We start from the raw sequence: 21,683 nt of genomic DNA, 5'->3' as shown, positions 1-21,683 counted from the left end.
ACATAGATGACCTTGGTTTGTCAATCTGATTTTTAAATTATTTTGTATTTTTCTGCCAGAAAATCTGACAGGGTATACTGTATTTAGCATAGATAAAGAGAAGGAATCTGCCGATACGGTAAATTCCCTCTCTTATTTCTTATATTTGAGTCATGAACCCTGGCATTACTTAACCAGTGCTACTGTATCTCTGCAGATTGCAAGTTCTTCGTTGGTAGGAATAACTGCAACTTTGACTTTGGAGTTTGGTGTGGAAATAACGATTTCTTCTCCAAATGTGTTGTTTGCAGTGTCATCGATCTCAACTCCGAGGTATCCAAGGTAGTTACATACATCTTTACGAAGTGCTCCTACGTTCTCGCCGATACCAGCTGTAAATACGATCGCATCTACACCGTTCATAGCTGCTACATAGCCGCCAACGAATTTAGCGATACCATAGCAGAGTACATCGTATGCATTCTTAGCGTCTTCGTTTCCTGCTTCGATCGCTGCTCTGATGTCACGCATGTCACTGCCGACTCCTGACATACCCTGAAGACCAGATTTCTTGTTGAGAACGTTCATAACACCTGCAAGGTCAAGGTTCTCTTTCTTTGCGATGAACTCAACGATTGCCGGGTCGATGTTACCGGAACGTGTTCCCATAACAACGCCTTCAAGTGGTGTAAGTCCCATTGTAGTATCTACGCATTTGCCGTTCTGAACAGCACTGATGGAAGATCCGTTTCCAAGGTGGCAGACGATAACTTTGGAGTTGTCTTTGTCAAGGCCGAGGAATTCTACAGCACGTTTGGATACGAAGCTGTGGGAGGTTCCGTGGAAACCATATCTTCTTACTTTGTATTTCTTGTAGTATTCGATCGGAAGTCCGTACAGATATGCTTTTGCAGGCATTGTCTGATGGAAAGCTGTATCAAATACACCAACCTGCGGTACGCCTGGCATAAGTTCTGCGCAGACACGGATACCGATCAGGTTTGCCGGGTTGTGAAGTGGTGCAAGATCGTTGCACTCTTCTACTGTTGCGATCATCTCGTCTGTGATCACTGCTGAGGAAGCGAATTTCTCGCCACCGTGGACGATACGATGTCCGATCGCATCTACTTCTTTAAGGCTCTTGATCGCACCTGTCTTGTCGTTTGTCAGTGCATCCAGTACGAACTGGATCGCTTCTTTGTGTGTAGGCATTGCACACTCTGTGATTTCTTTGTCAGATCCGGCTTTCTGATAAACCAGTCTTCCGTCGATTCCGATTCTTTCGCAAAGACCCTTTGCCAGAACATCCTCTGTATCAGAGTTGATGAGCTGATATTTCAGAGAGGAACTTCCGCAGTTGATTACCAATACATTCATCTTAATATCTCCTGTTCCATATATTTCAATATGTAATATTATTTATTGTTTGTGCAAAATTATTTGTCTTCTGCCTGGCACTGTACAGCTGTAATAGCAACAACACCAACGATATCATCTGCAGAGCATCCTCTGGACAGGTCGTTGACTGGTTTTGCGATACCCTGTGTAACAGGTCCGTATGCTTCTGCTTTGCCAAGACGCTGAGCAAGTTTGTATCCGATGTTTCCTGCATCAAGGTCAGGGAATACCAGAACGTTTGCTTTACCGGCAACTTCGCTTCCCGGAGCTTTGGATGCACCAACGCTTGGTACGATCGCTGCGTCAAGCTGGAATTCTCCGTCCAGTTTGAGTTCCGGATGTTCTTCTTTTGCGATTCTTGTAGCTTCTACCATCTTGTCTACGTCTGGATGTTTTGCACTTCCCTTTGTGGAGTGTGAAAGCATAGCAACGATCGGTTCTTCCTCAACAAGAAGCTGGAATGATTCTGCAGAAGATGCTGCGATTGCAGAAAGTTCTTCCGGAGTCGGGTTCTGGTTCAGACCAGAGTCAGCAAATACAAATGCTCCGTTTGCGCCGTATTCGCAGTCCGGAACTACGATCAGGAAGAATGCGGATACCAGTTTGGTTCCTGGTTTTGTTTTGAGGATCTGCAGGCATGGACGAAGTGTGTCTGCTGTAGAGTGGCATGCACCGGATACCATACCGTCTGCATCGCCCATTTTTACCATCATTACACCATAGTATGGGTACTGAGTATGAAGGATCTCTTTTGCTTTTTCAGGTGTCATACCTTTCTTAGCTCTCAGTTCTACAAATTTGTCAATGTAAGCCTGAGTTTTGTCAGATGTCTCTGGGTCAACGATTGTTGCTCCGGAGATATCGAATCCGCCTTCAGCAGCTTTCTTATTGATTTCTTCTTCGTTTCCGATGAGGATGATCTTGGCAACTCCCTCTTTCAGAATCTTATCAGTTGCCTCGAGAGTTCTCATGTCCTCTGTTTCTGGCAGTACGATAGTTTTGATGCTTTTTTTGGCTCTTTCTTTGAGTAAATCAACAAATCCCATGATTAAATGGCTCTCCTTTCGTTATTTCGGTCAGATGACCGTGTGAGTGTCCAGAATATGACCTCACAGCTAAATTTATTATACCCCCAGAATTTGTGCATTTCAAGTAGTTGACATGTAGATTCTTCCAAAGAGCGGTATTTTTTAACGTGCAATCCGGGCAAAATCACGAAAGTCTGAAAACAAAATATTTGTCCAGCTGTTATTTTTTATGTTACAATAGGAAAAACAGATAACTTTTGCCGTGGGCAGAAAGGATTTTATTATGAAAGTAACCGGGATCATTGCGGAGTACAATCCGTTTCACAGGGGACATAAATATCAGATAGATTACTGCAAAAAAGAACTGGGGGCAGATTATGTGATCGTTGCCATGAGTGGCGATTATGTGCAAAGGGGCACGCCGGCGCTCCTTTCGAAACATGTGCGGGCTGAGATGGCACTTCGATGTGGTGCGGATCTCGTGCTTGAAATGCCGGTGTCGGTGAGCACTGCCAGCGCGGAAGCTTTTGCCATGGGCGGAGTTTCCATGCTGGATGGGCTACATGTTGTGGATGAACTTTGTTTCGGAAGCGAATACGGTGACGTTTCTGCCTTGCAGGAGCTTGCGGAAATTCTTGTAAAGGAACCAGAAGAATACCGGCGATTACTGAAAGAATTTCTGGGAAAAGGACTGTCCTTTCCTGCTGCCAGAAGCCAGGCACTGATGGAATATTTCAGAAATCCCCGCAACTTTACAGGAGATGATTTTGACGGTGTGCTGACTCCGCTCCTGAATCAGATTGCGCAGATCCTGAATTCTCCGAACAATATTCTTGGAATTGAATATTGCAAGGCACTTCTGCGGCTTGAAAGCAATATAAAACCAGTCACCCTGAAACGTCAGGGCATGGGATATCACGAAACGATTCCGGCCGCTGTTTCCACAGATGCTCCTTTTGCATCTGTTTCTGCAGATACTACTGCCGATAACATTCCCTTCGCGTCTGCCTCTGCGATCCGCGAACTTCTGAAATCCGATCTCACGCAGGAAACAATCTCCCGGATCACCGCGCAGGTTCCAGATGAGGTCTGCACTCTCCTTGCCTCTTCCCTGCGGAAGAATGAATACCTGACAGAAGATGCCTTTGACCCACTTCTTTCTTATTGTATATTAAAGGGAAAGGCGGACAGTTTTTGCAATTATCTGGATGTCTCCGGAGATCTCGCCGAGAGGATCGTGAACCGCTCAAATGAGATCAGCGGTTTCCTTCAGACTGCTTCTCTCCTCAAGACGAAGGAACTTACCCAGACCAGGATCCAGCGTGCCCTGCTCCATATCATCCTTGAGATCCGGAATGTACCGTTGGCTGTTCCCTACGCCCGTGTCCTCGGTTTCCGCAAAGAAAGCAGTACACTGCTGAAAGAAATCAAACACAGCAGCTCGATCCCGCTTCTCACCAAACTCGCAGACGCAGACAGTCTCCTCGATGAGACTGGATTGAAACTGCTTGCAGAAACAACCTTCGCTTCAAATCTCTATGAAAAACTACTCTGCCAGAAAAGCGGCAAAAAATTCATCCATGAATATCAAAAACAGCTGGTCCTGATCTAGGGCCAGCTGCTGTTATTTTAGTCTGACAGAAGGATACGGTCATTATCAAGAGCCTTACCGGCTCCTGTCTTGAATTTCTCAAGAAGTGCATCCACAGTCATATTCTTCTTCTCTTCCTCGCCGATGTCCAGCACAATATTACCGGAGTCCATCATCAGGATCCTGTTTCCGAGATCGATCGCAGACTGCATATTGTGAGTGATCATCAGACAGGTGAGCTGATGTTCCTCCACAATACGTTTTGTCAGGTTCAGGACCTTCTCGGCAGTCCCCGGATCAAGCGCTGCTGTATGTTCATCCAGAAGCAGAAGCTTCGGTGGATTCATGGTCGCCATCAGAAGAGTAAGTGCCTGCCGCTGTCCACCGGAAAGAAGTCCTACCGGATGGCTCATACGTTTTTCCAGACCAATATCAAGTTTCTTTAATTCTTCACGAAATCTTTCTTTTTCCTGGCGGGTCGTGTGAGAAAGCCAACCGCCTTTTCCCGCTGCAAGGGCAAGGTTTTCCTCAATCGTCATACCAGGTGCTGTTCCACGCATCGGATCCTGATAAAGACGGCCGATTTCTTTTGCACGCACATGCTGTGGCATAAAAGTAATATCCCTGCCATCCAGTTCGATCACACCTGTATCTGTCATAAAGTCACCACAGATTGCATTAAAAAGAGTGGATTTTCCCGCTCCGTTGGAACCGATGATCGTTGCAAAATCACCTTTTTTTAATTCAAGTGAAAGATCTGTGATCGCTTTTTTCTCATTGACGGTTCCCGGATTAAATGTTTTTGAGATATGGCTGATTTTTAACATGATCATCTGCCTCCTTTTTTGTGTGTTAGTCTGCGGCGGATCTGCGGCCACTGTTTCTTAAGATATGGGCCGGAGATCGCAAGGACAACGATGACAGATGATACGAGTTTCAGCATGAACGCCGGCATGTTGAAACGAAGCGCGATCGTATAGACCAGACGGAAAATAAAGGAACCAAGGACCATTCCTACGGCTCTTACAAAGATTCCGCCGCGGCCGAGGATCGTGCCTCCGATCAGCAGGGATGCCAGTGCGATCGTGACCATTCCCTGTCCGATGTTGATATCTACAGATTTCTGTGACTGGGACAGAAGGCATCCGGAAAGTGCGGTAAAGGAGTTGGCTACACACAGTCCGATGATCGTTGTAAATACCGGGTTGATCGAGGAAGATTTGACCATATCAGAGTTATTTCCGGTTGCACGGATCGCAAGACCAAGTCTTGTCTTCAGGAAAAATACCAGAAATACGATGACAAGGATCACCGCGATCGCAGCAATGAGGATATCCTCTCTTCCCTTCAATGGTGTACCTGCAAGCGCATCTTTCATCATGGTAAATACGGTCGTAGTCCTGTTCATATTGATGAGGGAAGAACCTCCCATCACCGCAATGTTCACAGAATAAAGAGCTGTATTTACGATGATTCCTGCGAGCAGGCTGTCAACGCCAAGCTTCGTCTGCAGGATCGCAGTCACAAATCCGGAACCCACACCGGCGAGCATGGCCGCCAGAATAGACAGGAACGGATGACCGCTGACTGCCACGACAGCACCTACGGCTGCTCCAAAAGTAAAGCAGCCGTCAGTGGAAAGATCGCAGACATTCAGCATGGAATAGCTAAGAAACAGAGCAAGGACGGTCAGTGAACAGATCAGTCCGAGCTTCAGGGCAGTCTCTCCGAGGGAGAGCATTGTTGCAATCGTCACGATGAATTCCTCCAGTTAGGTTTATTTGTTACTGTTCCCTCCATTCACAGTAACTTTATTTCGCTTCTACATCGTCGAAGCTTTCTGCTGTGGTAATCTCGTTTACCTGTGTGCAGAGAGGTTCGAAATCTTTTTTGATGGTCTCAAGGTCAAGTCCGAGAGCTTCACATGTTTCTGTATTTACTGTTGCAGTACCGTTATCAAAGGTCTCCACTTTTGTGGAAGAAGGATCTGCACCGTCTACCAGGATATCAGCGATCATGTCTGCTGTTTTCTGTCCGAGGTTTGCATAGTCAACACCGTATCCTACAAATGCACCGTTCAGTGCGAAGGAATCAGCTCCTGTGTAGTGCGGGATCCCCGCTTCAATAAATTTCTCATAGATGGAAAGCTCTGCTGTCATGATAGTGTTGTCGGTTGGTGTAAAGACTGCATCCACACCATCTGCGATCAGTGCTTCTGCTGCAAGCTGAACTTCGTCTGTTGTGGTTCCGGTACGCTCTACGTATTCGATTCCCTCTTCATCCAGATAATCCTTTGCTTCCTGGATCGCTGTTGTGGAGGAATCCTGTCCTACATCATAGAGAAGACCGATCTTCTTTACATCCGGGTTCTGTGCCTGGATCAGCTTCATGATGGAAGACGTATCCAGATAATCACTGGTTCCTGTAATGTTTGCTCCAGGAGCATCCAGAGATTCTACAAGACCGGATCCAACCGGGTCAGATACTGCGGAGAAAACAACCGGTGTATCGGTTCCTTCTGTTGCGGACTGCATACGCATGGCAACCGGTGTTGCGACACCTACCATCAGGTCTACATTGTCAGCCTGGAAATCAGAGATGATCTGCTCCATAACGCTGGCATCTGCATTACAGTTATCATAAGATACATCAAAAGTGACACCCTTCTCTTCGCCGATCTCCTCAAGGCGGGACTGGATGTTGTCTACGATCTGGTTCAGGGAAGCGTCATCTACATAGTTGCAGATACCTACCTTGAAATCATCCGCCATTACCGGTGAAGCCATCATCATGCTGGTTGCTACTGCTGCTGCGATTACTAACATTCTTTTTTTCATTGTTTTTTCCTCTCTCTTTCTACATTCATTTTAATGTGCCATGAGAAAAAAAGAACCGTCCCAAGCTATGCTTGAGACGGTAATAATTTCTTATTATCGCGGTACCACTCAAATTGACGTATCGTCCACTTTCTCATGTACAAACATACACTCCTGATTGATAACGGGTTCGGTTCCCGTCAGTGCCTACTCTCTGGATTCAAATTTCGGACTGCCCTCGGAAGGCCATTCGATCATCCGCTTCATACAGGCTTCCACCAGTACCTGCTCTCTGGAATGTTGCCGGATCATTTACTCTTCTTCCTCATCGGTTTTGTTGTTTTATACTTTACCACACGAAATTCTCCCTGTCAATCATTTTTTGACTTCTTCGAGATTTTTTCACTGTCAAAGGTATCGCAATTAATCCTGCCTTAGTTCTTGAAGCTGTGGATCGGAGCCGGGATACGTCCGCCTCTCTCTACAAATGCCTCACAGGAGAACTGGTTTACCGGCATGATCGGTGCATAACCAAGGAGTCCGCCAAACTCTACGGTCTCGCCTACGCCCTTGCCGATCACCGGGATCACTCTGACTGCTGTTGTCTTCTGGTTGATCATACCGATCGCAGATTCATCTGCAATGATTCCGGCGATGGTAGATGCCTTGGTATCTCCTGGGATTGCGATCATATCAAGACCTACAGAGCAGACACAGGTCATAGCTTCGAGTTTCTCAAGTGTCAGTGCACCAAGATTTACAGAATCGATCATTCCCTGATCCTCGCTGACCGGAATGAACGCACCGCTTAATCCGCCGACTGCCTGAGCTGCCATAACGCCGCCCTTCTTGACCTGGTCGTTCAAAAGTGCAAGAGCTGCTGTGGTTCCCGGTGCTCCTACTCTCTCAAGACCGATCTCCTCAAGGATCTCAGCAACACTGTCGCCGATCGCCGGTGTCGGAGCCAGGGAAAGGTCAACGATGCCGAACGGCACACCAAGACGTTTGGATGCTTCCTGTGCAACAAGCTGGCCTACACGTGTTACCTTGAAAGCGGTTCTCTTAATCATCTCACAGAGTGTCTGGAAGTCTGCTCCACGAACGGATTCCAGAGCTGTCTTGACAACGCCAGGGCCGCTGACACCAACGTTGATGATGCAGTCTGCCTCTGTTACGCCATGGAAAGCTCCTGCCATGAACGGGTTATCATCCGGCGCATTGCAGAATACGACCAGTTTCGCGCAGCCAAGGGAATCCTGATCTCTGGAAGCTTTTGCTGTCTCCAGAACGATCTCGCCCATTAATTTGACCGCATCCATGTTGATACCGGTCTTGGTGGAACCAACATTTACAGAACTGCACACGCGTTCTGTCACAGCAAGTGCCTGCGGGATAGAACGGATCAGAAGTTCCTCTGCCGGTGTCATTCCCTTGCTTACAAGTGCAGAATATCCGCCGATGAAGTTGACTCCGATGGTCTTGGCAGCTCTGTCAAGAGTTTTGGCAACGGATACGAAATCCTCGGTGGAGTGACATGCCACGCCGCCTACGAGAGCGATCGGTGTCACGGAAACTCGTTTGTTTACAACCGGGATTCCAAACTCTGTTGCAATCTTATCACCGGTAGCTACGAGGTCTTTTGCCTTTGTGGTGATCTTGTCATAGATTTTCTGGTTCATAGTGTCAAGGTCACTGTCGATACAGTCCAGAAGGCTGATTCCCATGGTGATGGTACGCACATCCAGATTCTCCTGCTCGATCATTTTGTTTGTTTCGTTTACTTCAAAAATATTTATCATGTCGGTGCTCCTTTGTATAAGGTTTATCAAGGTTTTAGATTCTGTGCATTACATTGAAAATATCTTCATGCTGGCAGCGGATCACTACACCGATCTTGTCGCCGATTTCAGAAAGTTCCTTTGAAATAGTTGCAGCATCCTTCTCTGAACCGCTGGTGTCTGCAATCATCATCATGTTAAAATACCCCTGTACGATAGTCTGGGAAATATCCAGAATGTTTACGTTGTTGTCTGCAAGATAGGTACATACCTTTGCAATGATTCCTACGGTGTCATTTCCTACTACTGTAATGATTGTTTTTTTCATGACTTTCTCCCTTTCTCTTATACGGTAACTGCCTCAGAAGCAAAATCTCTGTGCGCTACCTGAATTCTGAAATCTTTTGATTTGTAAGGGTTGTCTCCCAGTGTTACCTCTGAACATACAGTCTCGTAAGCAAGTTCTTCGTAATTATTTTCCCTGCTCAAATGTCCAAGAAAAATTGCCTTCATGTTGTCATGGAGGAGACGGCACAGAAGCCTGCCTGCATTTTCGTTGGACAGATGCCCTCTGTCACCCAGGATCCTCTGTTTCAGGTAATAAGGGTATCTGCCTACCTGAAGCATCCGGATATCATGGTTTGCTTCCAGAAGAAGGGCATCCAGATTCTGAAGATTTTCGACAATATACTCATCATATTTACCAAGATCCGTCGCGATCCCTACGGAGCTGTCTCCACATTCCACGCGGTAGCCAACAGGCTGTGCCGCATCGTGGGGGATGCCAAACGGATTGATGGTCAGATCTTTGACATAAAAAGCTTCATCCTCTCGAATCTCATGAAAGATCCCCTCAGGAAGTTTTCCCAGGGATCCGCTCTCCAGCATTGCATCTATTGTCCCTTCCGTCGCATAGACCGGAAGTCCGTATCTGCGCGCGATCACTCCAAGTCCCTTGATGTGATCAGAATGCTCATGGGTGATCAGGATCCCGTCCAGGTCGCGTCCGGTAAGGTCAATGCTGTTAAGCCCTGCCTCCATCTTCTTCCCGCTGATCCCGATATCCACCAGCATATGTGTCTGCTCAGATCCTATGTAAATACAATTTCCGCTGCTGCCGCTTGCAATACTGCAAAATCTCATAATGCCCTGATCCCTTCTTCGATCTGACGCCATGTTTCGTCCAGATCTCCATTATTCTGTATGATATAATCCGCATGTTCCCGGAAAAATCCTTCCGTTGCCTGACGTGCGATGATGTTTTCGGCTTTCTCTCTTGTGTAGCCGCGGCTGCTCATCAGACGTTCGATCCGGATTTCCTGGTCTGTATGAATATACCATACTTTGTCACAAAATGCATCATAATGATCTTCCAGAAGAAGTGCAGCCTCCACTATCATGAGCGTACAGCCTGCCTTTTTTTGTTCTTCGATCTTATCCAGAATATAGCTTTTTACAGCCGGATGGATGATATCATCCAGTTTCTGCCGCATTTCTTCATGGGCAAATACTACATCAGAAACCATCTTCCGGTCAATGGTTTTATCATTTTTTATGATTTGTTTTCCAAATAATGCAATCACCTGCCCATAGCAGATGCCGCCCGGCTCCATGACAAGATGGCCGATCTTGTCCGCCTGGAGCACACAGGCATTGTATTGTTTTTCGAGATGGTCAAGGACGGTGCTCTTGCCGGCACCGACCCCGCCAGTGATTCCTATGATCTTCATTTTATTTTGCCTCATACCAGTTTTCGCCTTCGTGCATGTCGATCTCAAGCTCCACGGAGAGATGTGCAGCACCCTTCATTTCTTCTTCCAGGATCTTTGAAACGGTTTCGATCTCTTCTTTCTTTGTCTCGATCAGAAGCTCATCGTGTACCTGAAGGACAAGCCTTGACTCCAGTCCTTCCTGTTTCATCCTCTCATAGACGCGGTTCATCGCAATCTTGATGATATCTGCCGCACTTCCCTGGATCGGGGAGTTCATCGCCACTCGTTCGCCAAAAGACCGCTGCATGAAATTACTGGATTTCAATTCCGGTATCGGGCGGCGGCGTCCGAGCATGGTGGACACATAGCCTTTTTCTTTGCCCGTTGCAACGAGTTCATCCAGAAATCCCTTGATCTTTGGATAAGTTTCAAAATATTTCTCGATATAGGCAGCCGCCTCTTTGCGGGTGATGCTTAAGTCCTGACTGAGTCCGAAGGAGCTGATCCCATATACGATACCAAAGTTGACCGCCTTGGCGTTTCTTCGCTGCAGTGGTGTCACTTCGTCAAACGGAACGTGGAATACCTGAGATGCTGTCAGGCGGTGGATATCCTGTGCCTCTCTGTATGCCTGGATCAGCTTCTCGTCCCCGGACATATGCGCGAGTACTCGAAGTTCGATCTGCGAGTAGTCTGCATCCAGAAATACAAAACCATCTTCCGGCACAAAAACTTTGCGGATCAGCCGTCCGAGTTCCATTCTGACCGGAATGTTTTGAAGGTTCGGTTCCGTACTGCTGATACGTCCCGTCGCTGTGATCGTCTGGTTAAAGGTGGAATGGATCCTTCCATCCGGTTCGATCACGGCACTCAGTCCGTCTGCATAAGTGGATTTGAGTTTCGCAAGCTGGCGGTATTCCAGGATATTTTTGATGATTTCATGTTCCGGTGCAAGTTTCTCAAGGATATCTGCGGCTGTAGAATAACCTGTTTTTGTCTTCTTGCCGCCCGGAATCCCCATTTTTTCGAACAGGATCACACCGAGCTGTTTCGGAGAGTTGATGTTGAATTCTTCTCCTGCCTGCTCCCAGATCATTTTTTCCAGTTCCTGGATGCGGACGCTTAATTTTTCTCCGTAGCTCTTTAATTCTTCGCCCTTGACACGGATCCCCCACTCTTCCATGGAATTCAGGGTAAATACCAGCGGAAGCTCGATCTCTGTGTAGACTTTCCACATTTCCGTCTCGTGGAGGGCTTTTTCGATCGGTCCTCTGGACGCCAAAGCTGTATATGCCACATAGCAGGCGTAGGTCCCCAGTCCTTCGGAGGATTTTTCCCAGGCTTTTTGGATGCTGTCCTTGCCAAGAAGGTCCTCACGGGTCGGAAGGAGTTTCCCATCGAGATATTCCTTTGCCACGTCGTCGAAAGTGTAGGAAGATTTCAGCGGATTCAGAAGATATACACCGATTCCTGTATCAAACACATGGGAAGTTTCTGTAAGTTTCACATGTTTCAGAACGCTCTTGACATCCATGCAGCAGAGAACCGTCGTGTCGGCGAGTTCTTTTAATTTACCGCAGAGATAGTCGCCTGTCATAAGCCCCTGCGCCGGAATATGATAAACTTCCTCTTCCTCCAGTGCGATCCCGACTCCGTAAACGTCTTCCCTGTCACAGAGAAGTTCTACGCCGACATAAGGCTTCGCTGCTGCCTTCTGGAAAAGTGCCTCTGCCCCAGAAAGGTCTTCGCAGGTAAAAAAGTCATCTGTCATCGTCTGCTGTGACACACTTGCCGCATCAAAACGGCTCAAAAGGTTCTTGAATTCCAGACGTTTGCAAAGTTCGTAAGCTTCTGGCGTATAAAGATCCTGAAGCCTTGCCTCCTCGTATGCAAATTCCAGCGGGCTGTCCGTGTTGATCGTTGCCAGAGTCTTGCTTAAGACTGCCAGATCGTAGTGCTCCCTGAGAGATTCCTTCGCCTTGTTTGGCTTCACTTCCTCGAGATGCTCGTGTGCATTCTCAATGGAGCCATACTGTACGATCAGTTTGGTCGCTGTTTTCTCTCCGACACCCGGGATCCCCGGGATATTGTCGGCGGAGTCTCCCATCAGGGCCTTGAGCTCAATGATCTGCGGCGGTGTTACCTGATATTTCTCCAGAACCTGCTCTGCATGGAAATTCTCGATCGTTGTCTTGCCCCGGGATGTCTTTGGCAGACGGATCATAATCTTGTCTGTCGCAAGCTGGAGAAGGTCACGGTCTCCGGAAAGGATTGTGACATCCATCCCCTGTTTCTCACTTCGGAACGCCAGTGTGCCAAGAAGGTCATCTGCCTCATATCCTGCCATGGATACGGTCTTGACTCCCATGGACGTGAGTACTTCCCGGATCAGAGGTACCTGCTCACGCAGTTCTGACGGCATCGGCTTTCTCGTGCCTTTGTATGCCTCGTACATCTTATGGCGGAACGTCGGCTCATGAAGGTCAAACGCAACAGTCAGATAATCTGGTTTTTCCTCCTCAAGAATGCGGAAAAGGATATTCAAAAATCCATAAACCGCGCCTGTATGTTTCCCCTCTGAATTGGTCAGATCCGGAAGCCCATAAAAAGCGCGGTTCAGTATACTGTGTCCATCTATCAATAATATTTTTTCACTCAAGTTTCTGTCCTCCTGTTACATTTTGGCTCACACTCGATGCTCTTTATTTCCCTAATATAGCAAAGATCACAAACACGCACAAGGCCACAGCGGCTGCCATGCAGATAAGCCCCAGCGTAAAACGAAGCCCCCTCTTCTGCCGGATAGAGCGTCTGGATCTCCGGATCTCCTGCTCCAGAAGTTTCTTAAAGTCAAGGACTGTCCCGTCCTCCTTCTCATCAAGCTGCTGCATTGCCTCATGTACGATAAAATAAGTCTCCAGTTCATCATAGCAGGAGGGACAGGTCTCTATATGATCCAGAAATTCCTCCAGTTCATTCACAGACAGACTGTGATCGATAAAACGTGTGACCATACTCTCTGCTGTTCTGCAATCCATTCCCGACACCGACTGCACCTCCCTTATTTCTGTCTGGCTGCCCATTCCGACCGGGCAGTATTCATTCTTCTTCGTAGTATAGCATAAAAAAAGACAGTTCTCAACGAATTTCGCCGGAACTGTCTTCTGTTCTTCTGCCGCACGCTCAAAATAGCGGTGTCTTTTATTCTTTTGTAAGGCTTACACCCGGGATCTCCGACGGAGCCTCAAGGATCTTCATGAATTCTTCGCCTGTGATCGTCTCATGTTCATAGAGATACTTCGCCAGCTCATGAAGCTTGCCGATATTATCCTGAAGGATCTTGAGTGCCTTCTCATGCTGGGTGCGGACAAGGTCTACAACCTTCTTGTCCAGAAGTGTCTGTGTCTCAAAAGAGCATGCAAGGCTGGAATCGCCGCCAAGATACTGGTTGCTGACTGTTTCCATCGCAACCATATCAAAATCATCACTCATACCATAGCGTGAGATCATCGCTCTTGCGATCTTGGTCGCCTGCTCGATATCGTTGGATGCTCCGGTTGTGATGGAGTGGAAGATCAGCTCCTCCGCCGCACGTCCACCGGTGAATGTAGCGATCTTGTTTTCCAGTTCTTCTTTGGTCATGAGGTAGTGTTCCTGCTCATCGACCTGCATGGTGTATCCAAGCGCACCGGAAGTACGCGGGATGATCGTGATCTTGTGAACCGGTGCGGACTCTGTCTGCTTCGCAGCGACCAGCGCATGCCCGATCTCATGGTAGGATACGATCAGTTTCTCCTTGTTGGAAAGCACACGGTTCTTCTTCTGATAACCGGCGATAACAACCTCGATACTCTCCTCGAAGTCTGCCTGTGTTGCGAACTTACGTCCGTCACGGACAGCACGGAGAGCTGCCTCATTGACGATATTGGCAAGTTCTGCACCGGAAGCACCTGCTGCTGCCTTGGCGATCTCGTCAAATCTGACGGTATCTGCGATCTTGATCTTCTTCGCATGGACTTTGAGGATCTCCTCACGTCCCTGGATATCTGGAAGTTCTACAGGGATCCTCCGGTCAAAACGTCCCGGACGGAGAAGTGCCGGGTCCAAGGAATCCGGGCGGTTTGTTGCGGCAAGGATCACAACACCCTTGGAGCCGTCAAAACCATCCATCTCTGTCAGAAGCTGGTTCAGTGTCTGCTCACGCTCATCGTTACCGCCTGTGAATCCGGCACCGTCACGCTTCTTACCAATGGTATCGATCTCATCGATGAAGACAATACAAGGAGCTTTCTCATTCGCCTGTTTAAAAAGGTCACGGACCTTGGCCGCACCCATACCAACAAACATCTCTACAAACTCAGAACCGGAGATAGAGAAAAATGGTACTTCTGCCTCACCTGCAACAGCCTTGGCAAGAAGGGTCTTACCTGTTCCTGGAGGGCCTACAAGGAGGGCACCTTTTGGCATGGAAGCTCCGATCTCTGTATATTTGTGCGGATTGTGGAGATAGTCAACGATCTCTGTCAGAAGCTCCTTCGCCTCGTCCTCTCCTGCCACATCAGAAAACTTGATCCCTGTGGATGATTTGACGTAGACTTTGGCATTGCTCTTTCCAAAGGACATCGTTCCTCCAGGACCGCCGCCCATGGATGCCATCATCTTCTTGCTGAGCCAGCGTCCGATAAAGATAAAGATCACGATCGGCACTACATAGCTCAAAAGAAGTGTCATAAAGATAGACGGACTCTCAGGAAGTACTTCGTCCATGGTCACATCTGCATCCAGCAGACGGTTTACAAGATCCGGGTCGTCCATTTTGACGGTCTTGCAGAGAACGGCATCGTCTGAATCCTCGGAGCCGATCTCATAATAAATATAATTTTCTTCTACTGTGGCCTTGGTGACTTCACCCTTCTCCACGCTCTGTATGAAAGTAGAATAATCTGTCTTCTGCACGCTTCGTTCCTGCACTGCCGGAACTACGAGCATGTTCAGAAGAATGATAATGATACCGGCAATGATGTAATAGACATACATTGGTATCTTTTCTGGTTTCTTGTTACCAAATTTCATTTATCCTCTGTCCTCCATCTCTTCGAAATCATTCGGTATATTCAGCATTCCCGTATTCTTTCGAAATCATTTATGTCATGTACCATACCATTTTTTTCATGGTTATTCAATGTTCATTGTATGAATTTTTATAAACTTTTCATAAAGCGTTTTTCGACTGGAAGTTATTTAAGGGCAGAAAAAAGCTCCCTGAACCATTCAGAGAGCTTCTGTAAGTGCCGCTGGCCGGACTCGAACCGGCACGGTTTCCCGCTTGATTTTGAGTCAAGTGCGTCTGCCAATTCCGCCACAGCGGCACAAGAACCGAAAATTATATTATCATAATTTCCGGTTCCCTGCAAGTGTTTTTTGGAATTATCTGTAATAATAACAAAAATTATTTGTAAAGTTTATCTTCGTCCTCAAGAAGTTTCTCATAGATCGGGAAGCTGTCGAAAGTTGCAAAATAATCCTTCGGTGTCTCTGCTCTTCGGATCATCTCGAAGCTTCCATCCTCATGGAGAAGGATCTCTGCGGATTTGAGTTTACCATTGTAATTGTAACCCATTGCAAATCCGTGTGCTCCTGTATCGTGGATTACAAGCAGGTCGCCCATCTCGATCTCCGGAAGGTAACGGTCGATCGCAAATTTGTCGTTATTCTCGCAGAGAGATCCTGTGATGTCGTAGAGATGATCGCATGGTTTGTCCTCTTTGCCCATAACGGTGATATGATGGTATGCACCATACATAGCCGGACGCATCAGGTTTACTGCGCAGGCATCTACACCGACATATTCTTTGTGGGTGTGTTTCTCATGGATGGCTTTTGTTACCAGGCAGCCATACGGTCCCATCATGAAACGTCCAAGTTCTGTATAGATCGCAATGTCGTCCATTCCAGCCGGAACAAGAACTTCCTCATATACCTTGCGGACACCTTCACCGATCACTCGGATATCATTCGGAGTCTGATCTGGTCTGTACGGGATTCCGATTCCACCGGAAAGATTGATGAACTTGATGTCTGCTCCTGTCTCTTCGTGAAGTTTTACTGCCAGTTCGAACATTACTTTTGCAAGCATCGGATAATACTCATTTGTTACGGTATTGCTGGCAAGGAATGCATGGATACCGAAATTCTTGGCTCCTTTGGATTTGAGGATACGGAAAGCATCAAAGATCTGCTCTGTTGTCATTCCGTATTTTGCATCTCCAGGGTTGTCCATGATATCATTGCTGATCTTGAACACACCGCCCGGATTGTAACGGCAACTGATCGTCTCCGGTATCTTGCCTACAGCACGCTCTACTGCTTCGATATGTGTGATATCATCCAGGTTGATGATTCCGCCGATCTCATCTGCATAACGGAATTCTGCTTCCGGAGTATCGTTGGAAGAGAACATGATATCACCTTTTTTGCATCCGATCGCCTTGGAAAGCATCAGCTCTGTCATGGAAGAGCAGTCGCAGCCACAGCCGTACTCCTGAAGGATCTGGATCAGATACGGGTTCGGAGTTGCCTTTACAGCAAAAAATTCTTTGAAGCCTTTGTTCCATGCGAATGCTTCTTTTAATGCTTTTGCATTCTCGCGGATTCCTTTTTCATCGTAGAGATGAAACGGTGTCGGATACTGTGCTGTAATCTCTTTCAGCTTGTCTAATGTTACAAACGGCTCTTTTTTCATAATGTATATCTCCTCGTTTTTATTATTACCTGTTATTTCACATGCTGATGCGTAAACAGATGATCCTGACAATACTCATAATTTCCATTGCATTTGGAACAGAATCTGAATTCCAGGTTCGGATCGTCCTTCTCTGTTCTGCCGCAGATTGCGCATTTGTGCTTGGTGATACCGCCTGTTGCCGGATTGACCCTGCTCTGTGCGACCGCTTTCTTGAACTCTCTTCTTCTGTGAACTTCCTTAGGATTATATCGCTGCATGTTTCTTGTGCTGAAGAAGAACAGCACGAAGTTCAGAAGAGAGGCAATGATCGGAACCACATATACCCAGAGTCCCATTCTCAGATAAGTGATCATATCATAAAGAATGATCGCACCATAGACGATCGCCATCCATTTCATCTTGATCGGGATCACAAACCACAAAAGGATCTGCATATCCGGGCATGACATCGCATAAGCAAGAAATACAGAAAGGCTGACGTAATATGTCGTAAACACTCCGCCGCCAATCATGTAGCTCACTCCACCGATCGTAACATAACCACCTGTTATAAAATAAGTCAGAAAAGCGGCGATCAGCACAAAGAACAGTCCGGAAAAAATATACAGGGTATATCGAAAAGCACCCCAGGTACGTTCCAGAGAAGTTCCAATCGGATAATAGAAAAACAGGATAGAGATCACAAACAGCAGGAAATTTCCTGTGCTTGGCGGGTAGATCACCCAGGTCACAAGTCTCCAAACCTGTCCGTGAAGGATCTTTGCCACATCAAGGCTCATCATATCCATCAGATTCGGATTCAGGTAAGTCAGAAAATACCCCACCACATAACAGATGATCACATACATCGTCAGGTTCTCAACCCCGAATCGTCCAAACTTACGTTCCAGTTTATCAATCCAATTCATAAAATCACTTTTTCTCCTTTTCAGTCATTATACTGTTTGGAAAGATGAATCCCCCTGCTAGAAATGTTAGAAATATTTCTTTTTTGACAGGAAGATCGCCGCCACGATACTTGCCACGATCGAAAGCAGTATGACGATCAGGAATCCCCACTGTATGCTGGAAAACGGCATACCTGAGGGATTCAGATTCATTCCATAAGCGCTGAACACGATCGTCGGGATACTCATAACGATCGTGATCACAGACAGGATCTTCATGACGTCATTCAGGTTGTTGGAAATAACTGACGCAAACGCATCCATCATGTTGGCAAGGATACCACTGTAGATATTCGCCATCTCGATCGCCTGCGTGTTCTCGATGATAACATCCTCAAGAAGTTCGGTGTCCTCCGGATACTTCTTGATGCTCTCGATCTTGATCAGTTTCTCCAGAACAGCTTCATTGGAACGAAGAGATGTCGTAAAGTATACCAGTGATTTCTCCAGTTCCAGAAGCTCGATCAGCTCCTGATTTCGCGGTGAAAAGTGTAGTTTCTCCTCCACCTGTTCACTCTTCTTGTCAATAATACGCAGATAGCGCAGGTACATACTTGCATTTCTGTACAAGATCTGCAGGATAAAACGTGTCTTCATATAAGTAAAGAAATTGCGGACACGCCCTTCCATAAATCTCGTCAGTACCTGTGTGTCTTCCAGGCAGATCGTAAAGATCATTTTGTCTGTGACAATGATACCAAGCGGAATAGTACCATACCAGTCCTTATCATTACGCTCCTCGATCATCGGGACATCCACCAGGATCAGTGTGTAAGTGTCCTCTACCTCGATACGGGAACGCTCTTCCTCATCCAAAGGAGCTCGCAGGTCGTCGACCTCAATCTGGAACTGTTCTGAAATTTCAAAAATCTCTGTCGCTGTCGGATTTGTCAGTGCAACCCAGCAGCCGTCCTGCGGTTCCTGAATCTCATGGATCGCTCCATCTGATGTTCGAAACATTCTAACCACGATTCCACTCCCCTTCCACTCTTATTTGTCTGTTGCCGCTCATTTCATTCACAGCAACTTTTGTTAACCCATAGGTCAAACACAATTTTCATTATAAGTTGTGTGTTGTTCTTTGTCAATTCCAACCGTTTTGGATTTACACAATTTTAATAGAAGCACCGGAAACCTTGTCTATCCTGTTGTTTTTCACGGGTTAACGTGTTAAAATATGGTTGTCTGCATGGTTTTTACCATATCGGACAGTATATTTCAGGAAGGAATCATATATTTATGAATAAATCAAGTTTTGGGAATCATTTTACCGTTACCACCTGGGGAGAATCCCATGGCAAGGCTCTCGGAGCTGTCGTAGACGGCTGCCCTGCCGGTCTTTCTCTCAACGAAGAAGATATCCAGAAATTCCTTGACCGCCGTAAGCCTGGTCAGAGCCGCTACACCACCGCACGTAAGGAAGGCGATCTTGTAGAGATCCTCTCTGGTGTCTTTGAGGGAAAAACAACCGGAACTCCGATCTCACTCATAGTCAGAAACACAGACCAGCGTTCCAGGGATTACGGCAACATTGCTTACACCTATCGTCCGGGACATGCCGATTTTACGTTTGATGCCAAATATGGTTTCCGTGATTACCGCGGAGGCGGCCGTTCTTCAGGACGTGAGACGATCGGTCGTGTGGCAGCAGGGGCGATCGCAGCAAAGATTCTTGAAACTCTCGAGATCTCTTTCTACACCTACACCAAATCTATTGGACCTGTAAAGATCGAAAGTTTTGATGCAGAAGAGATCAGCAAAAACGCTTTCTATATGCCGGACGCCAAGGCAGCCGAGGCAGCAGGGGCTTATCTAGAAGAATGCATGAAGAATCAGGACAGCGCAGGCGGTATCATCGAATGCCGAATCAAAAACGTTCCTGCCGGTCTCGGAAATCCGGTCTTTGAAAAACTGGACGCCGTTCTTGCCGAGGCAGTCATGTCGATCGGTGCTGTCAAAGCGGTGGAGATTGGCGATGGAATCCAGGTTTCTGCGATGAAAGGCTCCGAGGACAACGATGGTTTCCATATGGAAAACGGACAGATCACCAAGAATTCCAATCACGCCGGCGGCATTATGGGTGGAATGAGTGACGGAAGTGAGATCATCCTCCGCGCTGCGGTCAAACCGACCCCATCGATCAGCCAGCCACAGAATACCGTCACAGACAGCGGAGAGGAAACTTCTCTTGAGATCCATGGCCGCCATGATCCTGTTATCGTGCCGAGAGCCGTTGTTGTTGTAGAGTCCATGTGCGCCCTGGCGATCGTGGATGCACTTTTTTCCAATATGACATCCCAGATGGATCGTATTCAGGAATTTTACCAGAAATAATATTCAAAAACTTCCCATACCATATCGGTGTGGGAAGTTTTTGGATTTACCAGATGTTTCAAACACATATATTGGCTAGTCTCTAAAATCACAAATACATATAAAAAAGAATAAATATCTGATATTTTTCAAGCAACAAAAATGTCGCAGTAATGATTTAAAAAATCATTACTGCGACATTTCCTTTACATTATTTCTTCGTCTTCGTCGATATGTACATCTCCTGCTACCTCATCCGGTACCGGCCAGATATGGATGCAGTTTGGTGTCTCAATATGATGGGGTTTATCATTCATAACGATAATATTCTTGTCATAGTCTACAGTAAACGTAGTGATAGAGTTGCTTGCATGGTTCGCAAGTGCGATGTGCTTATTATCTGGGAAGATTACCAGATCCTTCGGATAATCGCCACTGATCGGAAGATTGAACTTCTTCTCAAGAAGTCCGGTCTCATGGTCAATCTCATACATGGAAACCGAATTCTCTCCGGCAGTTGTACAGAACAGATGCCTGCCGTCCGGTGCAAGTGCAAGTCCGGATGCCGCATTGTGGATCGCATCCTCGTCATTCGGCTTTCTGAGTGTGCTGACACTCTGGAGCAGTTCAAACTCAGGAGTACTGCCGCTTCCGTCATAGCTGTAAACCTTGATCTCATTGCTCAGCTCAAACAGGATATATGCAAATCTGCCGTCTGCACTGAAACGGATGATCCTAGGACCGCTCTCTCTCGGGCAGCGGAGGATGTCGACCAGTTCCAGCTTATGCTGTCTCTTGTTGATGCAGTAGATCTTGACCTGATCGATGCCGTTGTCAACTGCACACAGGTATTTGTTGTCCGGTGTAGGACGTACACAGTTTACATGTGGACGGAAGTTACGCTCTGCAACGCTTCCAAGTCCCTTGTGATAAACACCATCCATGATACGTCCGAGACTTCCGTCGCGGCGTGTATGTACAACCGTCACCTTGCCGTCATGGTATCCTGCCACATACAGATATTTGCCGTCCACGTCTGTTGCCAGGAAACATCCTCTCATTCCGTCGATGCTGACTCTGTTAATGCGGGTCAGGTCACCGTTCTCGTCACGTTTGAACACTGCCACACCTTCGTCCTCGATGGAATACAAAAACTTGCCATTCTTGGAAATTGCCGTATGAGATGCATTGCTGACCTGTACTTCGCTCCGTTCTTTCAGAGTACCTTTCTCAACATCTACATCGTAAACCTGAATACCTTTACTGTTGCCGTGGGTATATGTTCCCACATAGGCTACATATTTCTTATTCCCCATGATATTGCCTCCTAAAATCGCGCGTTGTCGTCGTCCACGCAGAGACAGTGCTCTGCATGA

18 protein-coding genes, 1 tRNA gene and 1 other annotated feature are annotated in these 21,683 nt (G+C 47.0%); of the genes, 2 read left to right on the top strand and 17 right to left on the bottom strand.

All coding sequences use genetic code 11. The features are described from left to right. Positions 1-165: 165 nt before the first annotated feature. Positions 166-1,356 (bottom strand): acetate kinase, encoded by a 1,191-nt coding sequence (locus DWX28_RS08055; RefSeq protein ID WP_022215450.1) that lies wholly within the window; start codon positions 1,354-1,356, stop codon positions 166-168. A 59-nt stretch (positions 1,357-1,415) separates the two neighbouring features. Next, on the bottom strand, positions 1,416-2,423 hold the full coding sequence (pta, locus tag DWX28_RS08050) for a phosphate acetyltransferase (protein WP_118252388.1): 1,008 nt from the start codon (positions 2,421-2,423) through the stop codon (positions 1,416-1,418). A 265-nt stretch (positions 2,424-2,688) separates the two neighbouring features. Here pta and DWX28_RS08045 point away from each other — a divergent pair, with 265 nt between their 5' ends. Continuing rightward, positions 2,689-4,017: a tRNA(Met) cytidine acetate ligase gene (locus tag DWX28_RS08045; RefSeq protein WP_118252387.1), complete on the top strand. Its 1,329-nt coding sequence runs from the start codon at positions 2,689-2,691 to the stop codon at positions 4,015-4,017. A gap of 17 nt (positions 4,018-4,034) precedes the next feature. On the opposite strand, the gene DWX28_RS08040 is transcribed toward DWX28_RS08045, so the two are convergent. The 14 genes from DWX28_RS08040 to DWX28_RS07970 all read right to left on the bottom strand — a co-directional run bounded on the left by DWX28_RS08040 (position 4,035) and on the right by DWX28_RS07970 (position 18,963). Further along, complete coding sequence (locus tag DWX28_RS08040) at positions 4,035-4,823, bottom strand: ABC transporter ATP-binding protein (RefSeq protein ID WP_118252386.1); 789 nt, start codon at positions 4,821-4,823, stop codon at positions 4,035-4,037. Positions 4,824-4,825: 2 nt separating this feature from the next. Beyond that, positions 4,826-5,737: an ABC transporter permease gene (locus DWX28_RS08035; protein ID WP_118252424.1), complete on the bottom strand. Its 912-nt coding sequence runs from the start codon at positions 5,735-5,737 to the stop codon at positions 4,826-4,828. A 70-nt stretch (positions 5,738-5,807) separates the two neighbouring features. Then, a complete protein-coding gene (locus DWX28_RS08030) occupies positions 5,808-6,833 on the bottom strand; it encodes an ABC transporter substrate-binding protein (RefSeq protein WP_118252385.1) in 1,026 nt (341 codons plus the stop codon). A gap of 69 nt (positions 6,834-6,902) precedes the next feature. Then, positions 6,903-7,150: a binding site (T-box leader), on the bottom strand. Between the two features lie 96 nt (positions 7,151-7,246). Beyond that, complete coding sequence (locus DWX28_RS08020) at positions 7,247-8,611, bottom strand: PFL family protein (protein WP_022215457.1); 1,365 nt, start codon at positions 8,609-8,611, stop codon at positions 7,247-7,249. A 34-nt stretch (positions 8,612-8,645) separates the two neighbouring features. After that, positions 8,646-8,918 carry an ACT domain-containing protein gene (locus DWX28_RS08015; protein ID WP_022215458.1) on the bottom strand — a complete coding sequence of 91 codons (273 nt, stop codon included), beginning with the start codon at positions 8,916-8,918 and terminating at the stop codon, positions 8,646-8,648. A 17-nt stretch (positions 8,919-8,935) separates the two neighbouring features. Then, the gene (locus tag DWX28_RS08010) at positions 8,936-9,733 is read right to left on the bottom strand and encodes an MBL fold metallo-hydrolase (protein WP_118252384.1); all 798 of its coding nucleotides are present in this window, start codon (positions 9,731-9,733) and stop codon (positions 8,936-8,938) included. Continuing rightward, entirely contained in the window at positions 9,730-10,320 is a 591-nt protein-coding gene (coaE, locus tag DWX28_RS08005; RefSeq protein ID WP_118252383.1) for a dephospho-CoA kinase, read from the bottom strand. Before coaE ends, DWX28_RS08010 begins: the two co-directional genes overlap by 4 nt. Position 10,321: 1 nt before the next feature. Further along, a complete protein-coding gene (gene polA, locus DWX28_RS08000; RefSeq protein ID WP_118252382.1) occupies positions 10,322-12,961 on the bottom strand; it encodes a DNA polymerase I in 2,640 nt (879 codons plus the stop codon). Between the two features lie 43 nt (positions 12,962-13,004). Continuing rightward, positions 13,005-13,340, bottom strand: coding sequence for an anti-sigma factor family protein (locus tag DWX28_RS07995; protein WP_118252423.1), 336 nt, complete (start codon positions 13,338-13,340; stop codon positions 13,005-13,007). Between the two features lie 163 nt (positions 13,341-13,503). Then, positions 13,504-15,375 (bottom strand): ATP-dependent zinc metalloprotease FtsH, encoded by a 1,872-nt coding sequence (gene ftsH, locus DWX28_RS07990; RefSeq protein ID WP_022215463.1) that lies wholly within the window; start codon positions 15,373-15,375, stop codon positions 13,504-13,506. 216 nt (positions 15,376-15,591) lie between these two features. Beyond that, positions 15,592-15,671, bottom strand: a tRNA-Leu gene (locus DWX28_RS07985). 80 nt (positions 15,672-15,751) lie between these two features. Then, on the bottom strand, positions 15,752-17,044 hold the full coding sequence (locus DWX28_RS07980) for a diaminopimelate decarboxylase family protein (RefSeq protein ID WP_022214632.1): 1,293 nt from the start codon (positions 17,042-17,044) through the stop codon (positions 15,752-15,754). Between the two features lie 32 nt (positions 17,045-17,076). Then, positions 17,077-17,955 carry a hypothetical protein gene (locus DWX28_RS07975; RefSeq protein ID WP_022214633.1) on the bottom strand — a complete coding sequence of 293 codons (879 nt, stop codon included), beginning with the start codon at positions 17,953-17,955 and terminating at the stop codon, positions 17,077-17,079. A 66-nt stretch (positions 17,956-18,021) separates the two neighbouring features. Further along, positions 18,022-18,963: a magnesium transporter CorA family protein gene (locus DWX28_RS07970; protein WP_022214634.1), complete on the bottom strand. Its 942-nt coding sequence runs from the start codon at positions 18,961-18,963 to the stop codon at positions 18,022-18,024. Between the two features lie 270 nt (positions 18,964-19,233). Here DWX28_RS07970 and aroC point away from each other — a divergent pair, with 270 nt between their 5' ends. Next, positions 19,234-20,328, top strand: coding sequence for a chorismate synthase (gene aroC, locus DWX28_RS07965; RefSeq protein ID WP_118252380.1), 1,095 nt, complete (start codon positions 19,234-19,236; stop codon positions 20,326-20,328). Between the two features lie 185 nt (positions 20,329-20,513). Here the strand turns inward: aroC and DWX28_RS07960 are convergent, their stop codons facing one another. Further along, positions 20,514-21,623 carry a lactonase family protein gene (locus DWX28_RS07960; RefSeq protein WP_118252379.1) on the bottom strand — a complete coding sequence of 370 codons (1,110 nt, stop codon included), beginning with the start codon at positions 21,621-21,623 and terminating at the stop codon, positions 20,514-20,516. Positions 21,624-21,683: the final 60 nt, after the last annotated feature.

The sequence above is a fragment of the Blautia sp. AF19-10LB genome (assembly GCF_003461245.1).
GTDB classification, from domain to species: Bacteria; Bacillota; Clostridia; order Lachnospirales; family Lachnospiraceae; genus Blautia_A; species Blautia_A intestinihominis.
Note: the sequence above shows the minus strand (reverse complement) of the source record. Positions and strands in the feature narration are given on the sequence as shown.